Source organism: Janibacter sp. Y6 (assembly GCF_040900765.1).
GTDB lineage: Bacteria > Actinomycetota > Actinomycetes > Actinomycetales > Dermatophilaceae > Marihabitans > Marihabitans melonis.
Genome location: NZ_JAKLYZ010000004.1, coordinates 268,094 through 283,540 on the forward strand (window position 1 = coordinate 268,094; position 15,447 = coordinate 283,540).

The window sequence follows — 15,447 nt, forward strand, 5'->3', positions numbered from 1 at the left end:
ATGGGTACCGCAGCCGAGCACCAGATCACTCCAGCAGGCGCCGTCGTCGTCGCGGTCGACGGCACGAGCAAGGACGAGGCGGTGCTCGCCTGGGCGGCCCGCTCCGCCCAGCGACGAGGCACGTCGTTGCACGTCGTGAGCGTCGCGGACATCGGGGTGTCCGCCTTCGGCGGACCTGAGTCGGCGGGGGCGGGGGCGGTCGTCGACCAGCTCCTCGCGGGTGCCGACGCGACCGTCACCGACGCCCTCGAGCGCATCGCCCAGATCGCCCCGGACGTGCCCGTCACCTCGCAGTCGCTCACCGGCAGCCCCTCGCGCGTCCTCGTCGACGCCGCCGAGCAGGCCGCCATCGTCGTCGTCGGGTCGAGCCGGGCGAGCCGCCTCGAGCGGGTCGTCCTCGGCAGCGTCTCGGCCGCCGTCATCCAGCACGCGAGCGCTCCCGTCGTCCTCGTCCCCGAGGGCTCGGGCGCGGGCCCGGCCCGCGTCGTCGTCGGCGTCGACGGCAGCTCGCACTCCCGGGCCGCGGCCCGCTCCGCGCTCGACGTCGCCCGGCACGCCGGCGCCCCGGTCCTCGTCCTCACCGCCTGGCGGGTCGAGGTCGTCGACGGAGTCGTCGTCACCGAGCCCGGCACGCCCGCGTGGGAGCAGGTGGAGACCCGGTACCGTAAGGTCGCCGAGGGCGTCCTCGCCGAGGCCCGCGCCGACGTCGAGCACGGCATGACGACGGCGCCGGGCATCGAGGCCAAGGCCCAGGGGATGCCCGAGGTGAGCGTCGAGGTGCGCCGCGGGCGCGCCGCCGACGTCCTGCTCGACGAGGTGTGCGACGAGGACCTCATCGTCGTCGGCACCCGCGGGCGCGGCGGCTTCCGGGGTCTGCTCCTCGGCTCGGTGAGCCAGCGGGTGCTCGAGGCCGCGCCCTGCCCGGTCCTCGTCACCCGCGGCTGAGCCGACGGCGAAGATCGTCGGTGTGTTTCGTCCTCGCGCGGCGTCCCATCGGACATCGTGGGCGTCGTGAGTGACACCCTGCCCTCGGACCTCGTCGACCTGGCCCACGCGAAGGGGGTCTCGACCGAGTACTGGGACTGGAAGGGCGTGCACACCCACATCCCGCAGGACGCCCTGCGGCAGGTGCTCACGGCGCTCGGCGAGGACGTCTCCGACGACGACGCGGTGCGCGGCTCCCTTCGCCGGACCCGGCAGGCGCCCTGGCGGCGCACGCTGCCCGCGACGGTCGTCGCCCGTACGTCGCACCCCTACCGACTGGCGGTCCACGTGCAGCACGGCCGCGCGGTGCGGGTGCACGTCGAGCTCGAAGGGGGAGGCCGTCTCGACCTCGACCAGGTGCCCCACGACGTGGCGCCGGTCGAGGTCGACGGGGTGCTCGTCGGCGAGGCCGCCTTCGAGATCCCCGCGGGCCTGCCCCTGGGCTACCACGAGCTCGTGGCCGAGGTGGAGGGCGAGGACGCCCTGCCGGACCCGACGACCCGACGGGCGACCTTCGTCGCCGTCCCCGACGCCCTCGAGCTGCCGGCGGGTCTCGACGAGCGGGCCGCGACCGGTCTGACCACCCAGCTCTACCAGGTGCGCTCCGAGACCTCCTGGGGCCTGGGCGACCTCGGGGTGCTGCGCGAGCTGTCGCGGTGGGCCGCCCGGGAGCACGGTCACGACTTCGTCCTCGTCAACCCGCTGCACGCGGCCGAGCCGGTCGCGCCGGTCGAGCCCTCGCCGTACCTGCCCACCTCGCGCCGTTTCGTCAGTCCCCTCTACGTCGACATCGCGACCCTGCCCGACCTCGACCGGCTCGAGCCCGGGACGCGGGCCAGGATCGACGAGCTCGCCGCCGAGGCGGCGCCGCTCAACCGCACCGACGTGCTCGATCGCGACGCGAGCTGGGCGCTGCGCCACCAGGCGCTGCGCATCGCCTACGCCGAGCTCGGCCCGCTGCACGCGCAGCGGATGCAGCCCTGGTACGAGGCCGAGGGCGAGGGGCTGCTCCTCTTCGCGACGTGGTGGGTCATCGCCCAGGTGCACGGGCCGCACTTCGCCACCGACTGGCCGGCCGAGCTGCGCGACCCGGCCTCGCCGGCGGTCGCGGACTTCCAGCGGGCGCACACGGGCGAGATCAGCTTCGCCTGCTGGGTCCAGTGGGTGCTCCAGGAGCAGCTCGCGGCGGCCCAGGAGGCCGCCGTGGGGGCGGGCATGCGGCTCGGGGTGGTCCACGACCTCGCCGTCGGCATCCACCCGAAGGGGGCCGACGCGTGGGCCCTCGGCGACGCGCTCGCCCGCGGGGTGACCGTCGGGGCGCCGCCGGACCAGTTCAACCAGCGTGGCCAGGACTGGTCGCAGCCGCCGTGGCGCCCCGACCGTCTCGCCGAGCTCGGGTACGCGCCCTACCGCGACATGATCCGCGCCGTGCTGCGCGACGCCGGGGGAGTGCGGGTCGACCACGTCATCGGTCTCTTCCGGCTGTGGTGGATCCCGGAGGGGCACGCACCGACCGACGGCGCCTACGTGCGCTACGACCACGAGGCGATGATCGGCATCCTCGCCCTCGAGGCGCACCGGGCCGGCGCGGTCGTCGTCGGCGAGGACCTCGGCGTCGTCGAGCCGTGGGTGCGCGAGCACCTCCTCGAGCGGGGGATCCTCGGCACGAGCATCGTGTGGTTCGAGCGGGCCGCCGACGGGCGGCCGCTGCCGCCCGCCGACTACCGCCGGCTGTGCCTGGCCTCGGTGACGACGCACGACCTGCCCCCGACCGCCGGCTACCTCGCGCTGCGGCACGTCGAGCTGCGCGAGCGGCTCGGGCTGCTCACCCGGCCGCTGGGCGAGGAGCTCGAGGCGGAGCGCGCCACGGTCGAGGAGATGAAGGACGCACTCGTCGCCGCCGGGCACCTCGACCCGGACGAGCGCGACCGACTACCACGGGTCGTCGATTCTCTCCACCGCTGGCTGGCCGCGACCCCTTCGGTCCTGCAGGGCGTGGCCCTCACCGACCTCGTCGGGGACGTCCGGGCGATCAACCAGCCGGGGACCGACGAGGAGTACCCGAACTGGCGCCTCCCGCTGGCCGACAGCGCCGGTATCCCGCTGGTCCTGGAGGACGTCGTGGGCCCGCGCGAGGAGCAGCGGCCGCCCCACCCGAAGGGGTGACGTGAGGGTCACAGTTGGGTCTCGACAGCGACCTGACCGTGGCGCAACCGACTTCTCATCAGTTGAGATGGCCCCTGCAGCGACGACCGTGGCTGCGACCAAGGCCGGACGGACGTCCGGGAAGCCGTCACCGTGGCGGCGTATTCGTAGGAGGACATCTATGCGAGTCAACTCTCGCGCGATGGCCATTGCTGGGATCTCCGCAGTCGCGCTCGTCGCGACCGCGTGTGGCGGTGGCGACAACAGCAGCGGCAGCGACGGCGGCGGCGACGGGGCCGCGGCGACTGGTGGCGAGATCATCGCCCGCGGTTGCGAGAACCAGAACCCGCTCATCCCCGGCGACACCGGCGAGTCCTGCGGTCACGACGTCGTCGAGCTCTTCACCTCGACGCTCTTCCGCTACAACCCGGAGACCTCGGAGCCCGAGAACGACCTCGCGGAGTCGGTCGAGACCGAGGACAACCAGAACTTCACCGTGAAGATCAAGCCGGACGTGAAGTTCCACGACGGCACCCCGGTCACGGCCGAGAGCTTCGTCAAGGCGTGGAACTACACCGCCAACGCGGCGAACGCCCAGTACCTCTCCTACTTCATGGAGCCCATCGAGGGCTTCGCGGACCTGCAGTCGGAGGACCCGGACGGCGACGGCCCGAAGGAGGCCCCGGAGCCCAAGGAGACCGAGATGTCGGGTCTGAAGGTCGTCGACGACACGACCTTCACCATCAAGACGACCGAGCCGGTCTCGAACCTCCCGGTCCGTCTCGGCTACACCGCCTTCGCCCCCCTCCCCGAGGTCTTCTTCGAGAAGGGTGCCGAGGAGTTCGCCAAGAAGCCGGTCGGTGCCGGCCCGTACATGGTCGAGAGCTTCTCCCAGGGTGACGAGACCGTCCTGACCAAGTTCGCCGACTACGGCGGCGGCACGGCCAAGGGCAACGCCGACAAGATCACCTTCCGCGTCTACGACGAGAGCGACGCGGCGTACAACGACCTGCTCGCCGGCAACATCGACACCATCGACGAGATCCCCTCGGGCCAGCTCGTCGACGACCAGTGGAAGAGCGACCTCGGCGACCGCGTCGCGGAGGAGGCCTACCCGGCCATCCAGACCGTCACCGTCGCCCCGGAGAAGACGTCCCCGGAGTACAAGGACCCGAAGCTGCGTCAGGCCATCTCGATGGCCATCGACCGGCAGAAGATCATCGACGACCAGTTCCAGGGCGCTCGTGAGCCCGCGACCGGCTGGGTCGCCCCGGGCGTCACCGGCTTCAAGGGTGGCGCGTGCGGCGAGTACTGCGAGTACGACGCCGAGAAGGCCAAGCAGCTCTTCGACGAGGCCGGCGGCTTCGACGGCAAGCTGACGATCAGCTACAACGCGGACGCCGACCACAAGGCATGGGTGGAGGCGACCTGCAACTCGATCAAGGGTGCGCTGGGCGTCGACTGCGTCGCCACGCCGGTGCCGGACTTCGCGACCTTCCGCGAGCAGATCGGTGAGGAGAAGATGAAGGGCATGTTCCGCTCCGGCTGGATCGCGGACTACCCCCACATCGAGAACTTCCTCACCCCGCTCTACGCGACCGGTGGCTCCTCGAACGACAGCAAGTACTCCGACGAGGACTTCGACGCCAAGCTCGTCGAGGCCGGCAAGCTCGAGGAGGACGAGTCCAACGCCGCCTACCAGGAGGCCGAGGCGATGCTCGCCGAGGACATGGGCTCGATCCCGATGTGGTACTACACCGCTCAGGTCGGCTGGAGCGACAAGCTCGACAACGTCAAGATCAGCAAGGCCAGCGGGCGTATCGACCTGCTGAACGCCTCTGTGAAGCAGTGACCCCGAGCGATGGTGCCGGCGCCCTTCCGTGGCGCCGGCACCATCGCCATGTCGCCCTCTGACGAGGGCGCACGCGGAGCCCGGGCGAGCCTCGGCCACCGTGCACCACATCCGCGTGAGACTCACGCCATGAACAGCTATCCGAAGGGGTGGTTATGGGCGCCTACGTCGTCCGACGCATCCTCCAGATGATCCCGGTGGTCATCGGTGCAACCTTCATCATCTACGCGATGGTGTTCTCGCTCCCCGGCGACCCCACGGCCGCGCTCTGCGGTGACCGTGGCTGCCCCCCGGCTCTCCAGCAGGAGATCGCCGAGAAGTACCACCTCGACGACAACGTCTTCGTCGCGTACGGCCAGTACGCCGTCGGCCTGCTCCAGGGCGACTTCGGCGACAACGTGCGGGGCAACCCGGTGACGGGGGACCTCGCCGACCGGTACCCGGTGACCGCGAAGCTGGCCATCATGGCGCTCGCCTTCGAGGCCCTCATCGGCGTCCTCGCCGGCGCGCTGGCGGCCCTGCGCAAGAACGGCTTCCTCGACAACGTGATCCTCGTGAGCACCCTGCTGCTCATCTCGACCCCGATCTTCGTCATCGGTGGTCTCTCTCAGTACTTCCTCGGCGTCCGGTTCGCGATCTTCCCCGTGACCGTCTCGCGAGAGGCCGGGTTCTACGACCTGCTGCTGCCGGCGCTCGTGCTCGGCTCGGTGTCCGTGGCCTACGTCGCTCGGCTCACCCGGACCAACCTCGCGGAGAACCTCCGCGCGGACTACGTCCGGACCGCGAAGGCGAAGGGCCTGACCCCCCGCCGGGCGATCGGCCTGCATGCGCTGCGCAACTCGCTGATCCCCGTCGTCACCTTCATCGGCTACGACTTCGGAGCCCTGCTGGGTGGTGCGATCATCACCGAGCGCATCTTCAACATCCGCGGCATCGGCGGCTACATCTTCCAGGGCATCAACCAGCGCGACGGCTTCGCGGTCGTCGGTGCGGTCACCGCCCTCGTCATCGTCTATCTCATCGTCAACCTCATCGTCGACCTTCTGTACGGCGTGCTCGACCCGAGGATCGCCCATGACTGAACAGACCTCCCACGCGGCCGGCCAGGCCACGGCGACGACCGAGAGCACCTCGCTCGTCTCCGGCGACCAGCCCGCCCCCGAGCGTCCGCGCTCCCTGGCCTCCGACGGCTGGGCCGAGCTGCGGCGCAAGCCGACCTTCTGGTTCGCGGTCGGGCTCATCGTGCTCTTCACCGTGATGGCGATCGTGCCCGGCCTCTTCACCAGGACCGGTCCGGGCGAGGTCTTCGACGTCCGGCGGACCCCGAGCGGCGAGCACTGGTTCGGCACCGACGGGCAGGGGTACGACATCTACGCCCGGACGATCTACGGCGCCCGGGCCTCGATGATCGTCGGTCTCGCGGCGACCATCATCACCGCGCTGGTCGGCTCCTTGGTCGGCATCGTGGCCGCGTACACCGGCGGCTGGTTGGACTCCCTCATCAGCCGGTTGACCGACGTCTTCTTCGCGATCCCGCTGCTCCTGGGCGGCATCCTCTTCCTCAGCGCCTTCCCGAACACCCAGAGCACCCCGTACCTCATGGTCGTCGGCAAGGTCGTCCTCGTCCTCGGCGTGCTCGGCTGGCCGAGCCTGGCGCGGCTCATGCGGGGCTCGGTGCTGCAGGTCAAGCCGCAGGAGTACGTCCAGGCGGCGCGCGCCCTCGGGGCGGGCCCGGTGCGGATCATCCGCAAGCACATCATCCCCAACGCGCTCGCGCCGGTGCTCGTCGTCTCGACGATCAACCTCGGCGTCTTCATCGTCGCCGAGGCGAGCATGTCCTTCCTCGGCATCGGTCTGGTCCCCCCGGCGGTCAGCTGGGGCGTGGCCATCGACGAGGCGGTCGACGTCGTCCGGGTGCGCCCGCACATGCTGTTCTTCCCGGCGGCCTTCCTCAGCCTGTGCGTCCTGTCCTTCATCATGCTCGGCGATGCCCTGCGTGACGCCTTCGACCCCAAGAGCCGCTGAGGTGGATCCCCGATGAGCACAGCAGCCACGAGCATGGCGAACCCCACCGACCGGTCCCCGGAGGACTCCCTCCTCGCGGTCCGAGACCTCGAGGTCGAGTTCCACACCCGGGAGGGCGTGGCCCGCGCGATCAACGGCGTGAACCTCACTCTCGACGCGGGCCAGACCCTGGCCGTCCTCGGCGAGTCCGGCTCGGGCAAGTCCGTCACGGCCCAGGCCATCATGGGCATCCTCGACATGCCTCCGGCCAAGATCCCCGCCGGCCAGATCCTCTACCAGGGTCGCGACCTGCTGACCATGCCGGCGGAGGAGCGACGCAAGATCCGCGGCGCGGAGATCTCGATGGTCTTCCAGGACGCGCTCAGCGCGCTCAACCCGGTCTTCCCCGTGGGCTGGCAGATCGGCGAGATGTTCCGCAAGCACCGCGGGATGAACAAGTCCGACGCGTACGACGAGGCCGTGCGGCTCATGGAGCGGGTCAACATCCCCGCGGCTCGCGAGCGTGTCAAGGCCTACCCGCACCAGTTCAGCGGCGGGATGCGCCAGCGCATCATGATCGCCATGGCGATCGCGCTGGACCCCAAGGTGCTCATCGCCGACGAGCCGACCACCGCCCTCGACGTCACGGTGCAGGCGCAGATCATGGAGCTGCTCCAGGAGCTGCAGGCCGAGTACCACATGGGCCTGATCCTCATCACCCACGACCTCGGCGTCGTCGCCGACGTCGCGGACCGGATCGCCGTCATGTACGCGGGCCGGATCGTCGAGGAGGCGGACGTCCACGACATCTACGCCAACCCGGCCCACCCGTACACCAAGGGTCTGCTCGAGTCGATCCCGCGCCTGGACCAGAAGGGTCAGGAGCTGGCGGCGATCGGCGGGCTGCCCCCGAACCTCATGCGCATCCCCAGCGGCTGCGCCTTCCACCCGCGGTGCGTCCTCGCGCGCGAGAGGTGCGTCGAGGAGCGTCCGCCGCTCGAGCCGGTCGGCATCAACCGGGCCGCGGCCTGCCACTACTCCGAGGAGGTCCTCAATGGCTGACGACGTCATCCTCAAGGCCCGGGGCCTGAAGAAGCACTACCCCATCAAGGGCGGCGTGCTGCGCCGCACCATCGGCTCGGTCAAGGCCGTCGACGGGGTCGACTTCGACCTCCGACGGGGCGAGACGCTCGGCATCGTCGGCGAGTCCGGCTGCGGCAAGTCCACGCTCGGTCGGCTGCTCATGCGGCTCGAGGAGCCGACCGAGGGCACCGTGGAGTTCGAGGGTGTGGAGATGCACTCCCTCAAGGGCGGCGACATGCGCGCCATGCGGCGCGACATCCAGATCGTCTTCCAGGACCCGTACACCTCGCTCAACCCGCGGCGCACGGTCGGCGACATCATCGGTGAGCCCTTCGACATCCACGCGGACGTCGTCCCGAAGGGGGGTCGTCGGGCGCGGGTGCAGGAGCTGCTGGAGCTCGTGGGGCTCAACCCGGAGCACATCAACCGCTACCCGCACCAGTTCTCCGGCGGCCAGCGTCAGCGCATCGGCATCGCCCGTGGCATCGCGCTCAACCCGAAGGTGCTCATCTGCGACGAGCCGGTCTCCGCGCTCGACGTCTCCGTGCAGGCGCAGGTCATCAACCTCATGGAGAAGCTCCAGGGCGAGCTCGGGCTGTCCTACGTCTTCATCGCCCACGACCTCTCCGTCGTCCGGCACATCTCCGACCGCGTCGGGGTCATGTACCTCGGCCGGATGGTCGAGATCGGCGGCGAGGACGAGGTCTACGGCCGGCCGACGCACCCCTACACCCAGGCACTGCTCTCCGCCGTGCCGGTGCCGGACCCGACCCTGCGGGGACGGCGCGACCAGATCACGCTGAGCGGCGACGTCCCCTCGCCGGCCAACCCGCCGAGCGGGTGCCACTTCCACACCCGCTGCTGGAAGGCGCAGGAGAAGTGCCGGACGGAGACGCCGCTGCTCGAGGTGCGTCCGGACGGCCTGTCCGGGCACATGTCCCGGTGCCACTTCGCCGAGGTGCGCGAGGTCATCGAGACCGAGGACGTCCGCGCCGCCGATCAGTCGACGCTCTTCGGCGCCGGTCCCGAGAGGTCGGAGGACGCGTACGCGGGCATCGTCAACGAGCAGGACCGGGCCGACAGCGACCCGCAGCAGCCGTAGCCCGTACGCCGACCACACGACCGAAGGGGGCCGCACACCACGAGGTGAGCGGCCCCCTTCGCTCGTGGGGGCGGTGGGCTACGAGAAGGGGATCTCGTCGGTGATCGCGGCCGCCTCCGCGTCGCGGAGGGCCTGCGGCTTGTCCTCGAGCACGGTCTCCACGGCGTGCCGCGTGATCTCGCCTCGCTCGATCTCCTCGGCCCAGTGGCAGGCCACCTTGTGGCCGGCGCCCACCCCGTCGACCTCGACGAGGCGCAGCTGCGGACGCTCGTCGTCGCAGCGGGTCTCCTGCCGCCAGGGGCAGCGGGTGTGGAAGCGGCACCCGCTCGGCGGGGCGGCGGGGGAGGGGAGGTCGCCGCTGAGGAGGATCTGCTCGCGCGAGTCCTCGAGCACCGGGTCGGGCACGGGGACCGCGGAGAGCAGCGCGCGCGTGTACGGGTGCAGCGGCCGGGCGTAGAGGTCGTCGGCGTCGGCCTCCTCGACGAGACCGCCGAGGTACATGACCCCGACCCGGTCGGAGATGTGCCGCACGACGGCGAGGTCGTGGGCGATGACGAGGTAGGTCAGGCCGTACTCCTCCTGCAGGTCGGCGAGGAGGTTGATCACCTGCGCCTGCACCGAGACGTCGAGGGCCGAGACCGGCTCGTCGGCGACGACGAGCTCGGGGTTGACCGACAGCGCCCGGGCGATGCCGATGCGCTGGCGCTGACCACCGGAGAACTCGTGCGGGTACTTCTTCAGCGCGGCGGCGGGCAGGCCGACGTCGGAGAGCAGCTGCTTCAGGCGCGGAGCCGCCTCCTTCGCGTCCTTGACGATCCCGTGCGCCTGCATGCCCTCGACGAGGAGCGACTCGACGCTCTGCCGCGGGTCCAGGCTGCCCATGGGGTCCTGGAAGACCATCTGCAGGTCCTGGCGGCGCCGGCGCAGCGCGTCGCCGCGCAGGTCGGTGAGCGCCTCGCCGTCGAAGGTGACGGTGCCCTCGGTGATCTCCTCGAGCGCGAGGATCGCGCGCCCCATCGTCGACTTGCCGCAGCCGGACTCGCCGACGAGCCCGTAGGTCTCGCCGCGCCGGATCTGCAGGTCGACACCGTCGACGGCGTAGACGTGCCCGACGGTCTTGTCGAAGATCACGCCCCGCTTGATGGGGAAGTGGACCTTCAGGCCCTGGACGTCGACGAGGACGTCGCCGTCCTCCCCCTTCGTCCGGGTGCCGTCCGTGCTCGTCGTGGACCGCGCGCTCATCGGGTCACCTCCGTCGTCTGCTCCGCCGGCGAGGGCTCGCCGTGGAGGGGGTTGAAGCAGCGCACGACGCGGGCGTCGCGCTCGGCGAGACCGGGGGTCTCCTCGCGGCACCGGTCCACGGCGTTGGAGCAGCGCGGTGCGAAGGCGCACGCACTCGTCCATGGCAGGTTGTCGGCGACCGAGCCGGGCACCGGGTTGAGCCGCTCGCCGCGGGCGCTCTCCAGACCGGGCACGGACGCGAGGAGGCCACCGGTGTAGGGGTGGCGGGGCTCGGCGAAGAGCGGGTGACGGTCACCGCGCTCGACGAGCCGGCCCCCGTAGAGGACGTTGACCTCGTCGCACAGGCCCGCGACGACGCCGAGGTCGTGGGTGATCATGATGAGCGCGGTGCCCATCTCCTGCACGAGGTCGCGCAGCAGGGTGAGGATCTGCGCCTGGATCGTCACGTCGAGGGCCGTCGTCGGCTCGTCGGCGATGAGCAGGCGCGGCTCGCAGGCCAGCGCCATGGCGATGAGCGCGCGCTGGCGCATGCCGCCCGAGAGCTGGTGCGGGTACTCCGAGAGGCGACGCTCGGGGTCGGGGATGCCGACCTTGTGGAGCATCTCCCTCGCGAGCGGGCGGGCGGCCTTCTTCGACAGGCCCTTGTGCCGCTCGAGGACCTCGGTGACCTGTCGCCCGATCGGCACGACGGGGTTGAGCGAGGACAGCGGGTCCTGGAAGATCATGCCGATCTCCTGGCCGCGCCGGTCGCGCATCTCCTTGTCCGAGAGCGTCAGCAGGTCGGTGCCCTCGAAGTCGACCGTGCCCGTCACGGTGTTGCCGCGAGCGGGCAGCAGGCCCATGATCGCCAGCGAGGTCACGGACTTGCCGCAGCCGGACTCGCCGACGAGGCCGACGGTCTGACCGGGGGAGACGTCGAAGCTCAGCCCGTCGACCGCGGTGAAGGGCTGCTCGCCGGAGCGGGTGAAGGTCACGGTGAGGTCCCGCACGGACAGCAGCGGGGTCGCGCCGCCACCGGTGGGGCGGGGGTGCTGGGTGCTCGTCGCCGTCATGGCGTCACCTCCGGGTCTTGGGGTCGAGGGCCTCGCGCAGCGACTCGCCCATGAGGGTGAAGCCGAGCGCGACGACGATGATGCAGATCGCCGGGTAGAAGGCGAGGTGCGGGTAGTCGTAGAAGTACTTCTGCGACGCACCGAGCATCTGGCCCCATTCCGGGGTCCGGTCGTCGGGGTTGCCGAGGCCGAGGAAGGACAGCGCGGCCGCGTCGATGATCGCCGTCGCGAGGACGAGCGTCGCCTGGACGATGACCGGGCCGAGCGAGTTCGGCAGCATGTGGCGCAGGACGATCGCCGAGCGCTTGACGCCGAGGGCCCGGGCCGCGAGGACGTGGTCCTTGCTGCGCTGGGCGAGCATCGCGCCCCGCAGGAGCCGGGCGAAGATCGGGATCTGCACGATGGCGATCGCGATGATGAGCGTCCACTGGCTGGGCCGGGCGGCGAGCGCCGAGATCGAGAAGGCGAGCAGCAGGCTGGGGATGGAGAGCATGACGTCGACCGCGCGCATGATGACGCTGTCGACCCAGCCGCTGAAGGCTCCCGCGAGGGTGCCCAGGACGACGCCGCCGGCGAGCCCGATGAGGGTGGCCATGACACCGACGACGAGGGTCTGCCGGCTGCCGACGATGAGGCGGGAGAGCAGGTCTCTGCCCTTGTCGTCACCGCCGAGGGGGAAGCCGTCCCGGGGAGCGGGGACCGGGTCCTTCTGGGCGCTCACCTTGAGCAGCCACTCGGTGGGGTCGTTCGGCGCCAGCAGCGGCGCGAGCAGCGCGATGAGGACGAAGACCGTCGTGATCGCCAGCCCGACGAGGAAGACGGGGTTGCGGCGCAGCCGCTTCCACGCCGAGGCGATGAGGCTCGTCCCGGGGGAGTCGGAGACCGCGCCGGCCTCGGCGAGGGCGTCGATGCGGGCCCGCTTGCGGTCGCCGGGACGCGGCATGGGACGCGGCGTGCCGGGCTCGGGGGTGCTGGGAGTCGTGCTCATCGGGTCCTCACTCGGGGGTCGATGACGGCGTAGAGGACGTCGACGACGAGGTTGACGAGGACGTAGACGATGGCCGCCGCGAGGATGATCACCTGCAGGACGGCGAAGTCGCGGCTGCTGAAGGACTGCGAGAGCGCCTGGCCGATGCCGGGGAAGTTGAAGACGGTCTCGGTGAGCACCGCACCGCCGAGCAGCGCGCCGGTCTGCAGGCCGACGGCGGTGACGATCGGCAGGAGCGCGTTGCGCATGACGTGCCGCCCGCGGATGACCCGCGAGCCCAGGCCCTTGGACTGGGCGGTGCGCACGTAGTCCTCGTCGAGGACGTCGAGGACGCTCGCCCGGGTGATCCGGAAGATCATCGCGAAGGGGATCGAGGCCAGGGCGATGCTCGGCAGGACGAGATGCTTGAGGGCGTCGAGAGAGGCGTCCCACTCGCGGGTGAGAATGCCGTCGAGGACGAAGAAGCCGGTGACCCGGGTCGCGTCGCCGACGTCCTGACGACCGGAGACCGGCAGCCAGCCGAGCTTGATCGAGAAGTAGTACTTCAGCAGGAAGGCGAGGAAGAAGACGGGGACGGCCACGCCGACGAGCGAGCCGACGACCGAGAGGTTGTCCAGCGCGCTGCCGCGCCGCCGGGCGGCGATGTAGCCGAGCGGGATCGCGAGGAGGAGCGCGATGAGCATCGCGCCCAGGGCGAGCTCGATCGTCGCGGGGAAGCGCTCGAGGAAGACCTCCATCGCGGGCCGGCCGACCTGCACGGAGGTCGAGGCGCCGAAGTCGCCCTGGAGGGCGCGCTGGAGGAAGCGCCAGTACTGCACGGGGAGGGGGTCGTTGAGCCCCAGCTCGGCGGTGAGAGCGGCGCGGCTCTCGGGGGTCGCGCGCTCGCCGAGCATCGCGGAGACGACGCCGCCGGGCAGCGCGCGCAGCCAGGCGAAGAGCAGGATCGACAGGACGAAGACGACGAGGACCAGCTGGAGCAGCCGGCGGACGATGAATCTCAGCACGGGTAGGTGCCTCCTAGCGCTCGACAGGCGGTGGGGCCGCCTGGTCCGGGGGTGACCCGGAGCAGACGGCCCCAGCCTGGGTGTCGGGACAGATCGGCCGACGTAGGGCTTACTTGCCGCCCTCGACGGTGACCGTGTCGAACTGCTCGGCCGTCAGCGGGCTCGCGGTGAGACCCTCGACGCCCTCGCCGACGACGAGCGCGGGCGGGCTGTGCGAGATCGGCAGCCCGGGGATGTACTCCTCGGCGATCTTCTTGTTCAGCTCCTCGTACATCGTCGTGCGCTCGGCCTCGTCGACCGTCTGGTCGGCCTCTTTGAGCTCCTTGCTCAGGTCGGAGCCGAAGTCGGTCGCCGAGGTGTGGAAGTCGTTGCTCTTGAGGTTGCCGAAGAAGGTGCCGATGAAGTTGTCGGCCGAGTCGTAGTCACCGGTCCAGCCGAGCAGCCACGCGTCGAACTGGCCGTTGTCGACGCCGTCGAGGTACCCGCCGTTCCACGGCTTGGTGACGACCTTGACCTTGATGCCGACCGCCTCGAAGTCGCGGCGGATGGCCTCGTGGATCTTCTGCGGGTTCGGCATGTACGGCCGGGTGACCTCGCTCGGGTAGGCGAAGGTCAGCTCCATGCCCTCGGCGCCGGCCTCCTTGAGCAGCTTCTTGGCGCCCTCGACGTCCTTCTTCATCGGCTGCAGCTCGGAGTTGTAGCCCTTGACGGTGTCGGGCATGAACTGCGACGCGGCGACAGCGCCCTCGGGCAGCTGGGAGGTCACGAGGTTCTCGCGGTCGACGGCCATGGACAGCGCCTGGCGGACCTTGAGGTCCTTGAGCTTGGTGTTCTTCTCGGGGTTGAGGCCGACGTAGAGGATGTTGAAGGCGGGGCGGACCTCGACGGTGTTGCCGGAGTCCTCCAGGCCCTTCCAGTCCACGGGGTTCGGCAGGTCGTAGCCGTTGATCGAGCCGGCCTCGAGCTCCTGACGACGGGTCGACTCGTCGGGGATGATCTTGAAGACGATCTCGGCGTTCTTGGCCTTCTCGCCCCAGTAGTCGTCGTTGCGCTTGAGCGTCACCGTGCTGTTCGCGGTGTCGTACTTCTCCAGCGTGTACGGGCCGGTGCCGACGGGCTCCTGCGCGTTCTTCGGGTAGGCGAAGCCCTCGCCCTGCTTCTTGACGTTGTTCGCGTCACCGGACTCGAGGGCCTTGGGCGACTGCATCGCGAAGGCCGACAGCGAAAGCATCGCCGGGAACTTCGAGGTGGCGCGAGAGATCTTCAGCTCGACGGTCTTGGCGTCGGTGGCCTTGCAGGAGCGGTAGAGCGAGTCCTCGCCGAAGCCCTCCATGGAGTAGGCCCAGTACTCGGCCGGACCGGCCTGCGCGGTCTCGTTCTGGTCGGCCATGCGCTCGAAGTTCGCGCAGACGGCCTCGGCGTCGAAGGTCTCGCCGTCGGTGAACTTCACGCCCTCGCGCAGGGTGAAGGTCCAGGTCTTGCCGTCCTCGCTGGGCTCCCACTTCTCCGCCAGGCCCGGGCCGATCTCGGCGCTGCCGGGCTTGACCTCGACGAGGCCCTCGAACATCTGGCGGGTGACGCGGAAGGTCTCGCCGTCGCTGGCGTAGAAGGGGTCGAAGACCTCCGGCGCGCCCGCGGCGCCGAAGGTGAAGGTGGCGTCGGTGGCGGCGGAGTCGCCGCCGCTGTCACCGCTGCCGCTGTCTTCGCGGTCGCTCTGGGCACAGGCGCTCATGGTCAGAGCGGCCGTGGCCAGGAGGACCACGGGAGTGGACTTCCGCATGGACATCGTCTACCTCGCTGGTGTGGCGTTCGGTCGACCGAGGAGTCGGTGACCCTCGGCAGCCACCCTGTGACGCGGTCACCCGGAGGGGGCCGAGGCGCCATGGACGCGGCTGGTTGGTGAACCTAATCGAGTGAGCACCCGCTGGGTAGGCCGTCGGCGACGCCTTTACCGGTCTGAGACCGAGCGGGCGAAGGGGGTCCCCCTTCGC

At 70.6% G+C, this 15,447-nt stretch carries 12 protein-coding genes; 7 read left to right on the forward strand and 5 right to left on the reverse strand.

What is annotated here, in order from left to right:
- The 7 genes from L6241_RS11635 (at window position 1) to L6241_RS11665 (ending at window position 9,170) form a co-directional block, all read left to right on the forward strand.
- Entirely contained in the window at window positions 1-945 is a 945-nt protein-coding gene (locus tag L6241_RS11635; RefSeq protein ID WP_368246325.1) for a universal stress protein, read from the forward strand.
- Window positions 946-1,011: 66 nt separating this feature from the next.
- The gene (gene malQ / locus L6241_RS11640; protein WP_368246327.1) at window positions 1,012-3,150 is read left to right on the forward strand and encodes a 4-alpha-glucanotransferase; all 2,139 of its coding nucleotides are present in this window, start codon (window positions 1,012-1,014) and stop codon (window positions 3,148-3,150) included.
- Window positions 3,151-3,331: 181 nt separating this feature from the next.
- Entirely contained in the window at window positions 3,332-4,981 is a 1,650-nt protein-coding gene (locus tag L6241_RS11645; protein ID WP_368246328.1) for an ABC transporter substrate-binding protein, read from the forward strand.
- A gap of 155 nt (window positions 4,982-5,136) precedes the next feature.
- Window positions 5,137-6,063, forward strand: a complete 927-nt coding sequence (locus tag L6241_RS11650) for an ABC transporter permease (RefSeq protein WP_368246329.1) — start codon at window positions 5,137-5,139, stop codon at window positions 6,061-6,063.
- Window positions 6,056-7,006 (forward strand): ABC transporter permease, encoded by a 951-nt coding sequence (locus L6241_RS11655; RefSeq protein ID WP_368246331.1) that lies wholly within the window; start codon window positions 6,056-6,058, stop codon window positions 7,004-7,006. Before L6241_RS11650 ends, L6241_RS11655 begins: the two co-directional genes overlap by 8 nt.
- Before the next feature lie 12 nt (window positions 7,007-7,018).
- Window positions 7,019-8,047 carry an ABC transporter ATP-binding protein gene (locus tag L6241_RS11660; RefSeq protein ID WP_368246332.1) on the forward strand — a complete coding sequence of 343 codons (1,029 nt, stop codon included), beginning with the start codon at window positions 7,019-7,021 and terminating at the stop codon, window positions 8,045-8,047.
- Entirely contained in the window at window positions 8,040-9,170 is a 1,131-nt protein-coding gene (locus L6241_RS11665; protein WP_368246333.1) for an ABC transporter ATP-binding protein, read from the forward strand. The genes L6241_RS11660 and L6241_RS11665 overlap by 8 nt, the downstream gene beginning before the upstream one ends.
- A 78-nt stretch (window positions 9,171-9,248) precedes the next feature.
- Here the strand turns inward: L6241_RS11665 and L6241_RS11670 are convergent, their stop codons facing one another.
- The 5 genes from L6241_RS11670 to L6241_RS11690 all read right to left on the reverse strand — a co-directional run bounded on the left by L6241_RS11670 (window position 9,249) and on the right by L6241_RS11690 (window position 15,242).
- Entirely contained in the window at window positions 9,249-10,412 is a 1,164-nt protein-coding gene (locus tag L6241_RS11670; RefSeq protein WP_368246334.1) for an ABC transporter ATP-binding protein, read from the reverse strand.
- Window positions 10,409-11,464: an ABC transporter ATP-binding protein gene (locus L6241_RS11675; protein ID WP_368246335.1), complete on the reverse strand. Its 1,056-nt coding sequence runs from the start codon at window positions 11,462-11,464 to the stop codon at window positions 10,409-10,411. Before L6241_RS11675 ends, L6241_RS11670 begins: the two co-directional genes overlap by 4 nt.
- 4 nt (window positions 11,465-11,468) lie before the next feature.
- On the reverse strand, window positions 11,469-12,452 hold the full coding sequence (locus tag L6241_RS11680; protein WP_224766801.1) for an ABC transporter permease: 984 nt from the start codon (window positions 12,450-12,452) through the stop codon (window positions 11,469-11,471).
- Window positions 12,449-13,456, reverse strand: coding sequence for an ABC transporter permease (locus L6241_RS11685; RefSeq protein ID WP_368246337.1), 1,008 nt, complete (start codon window positions 13,454-13,456; stop codon window positions 12,449-12,451). Before L6241_RS11685 ends, L6241_RS11680 begins: the two co-directional genes overlap by 4 nt.
- Before the next feature lie 109 nt (window positions 13,457-13,565).
- Window positions 13,566-15,242, reverse strand: coding sequence for an ABC transporter substrate-binding protein (locus L6241_RS11690; protein ID WP_201467562.1), 1,677 nt, complete (start codon window positions 15,240-15,242; stop codon window positions 13,566-13,568).
- Window positions 15,243-15,447: the final 205 nt, after the last annotated feature.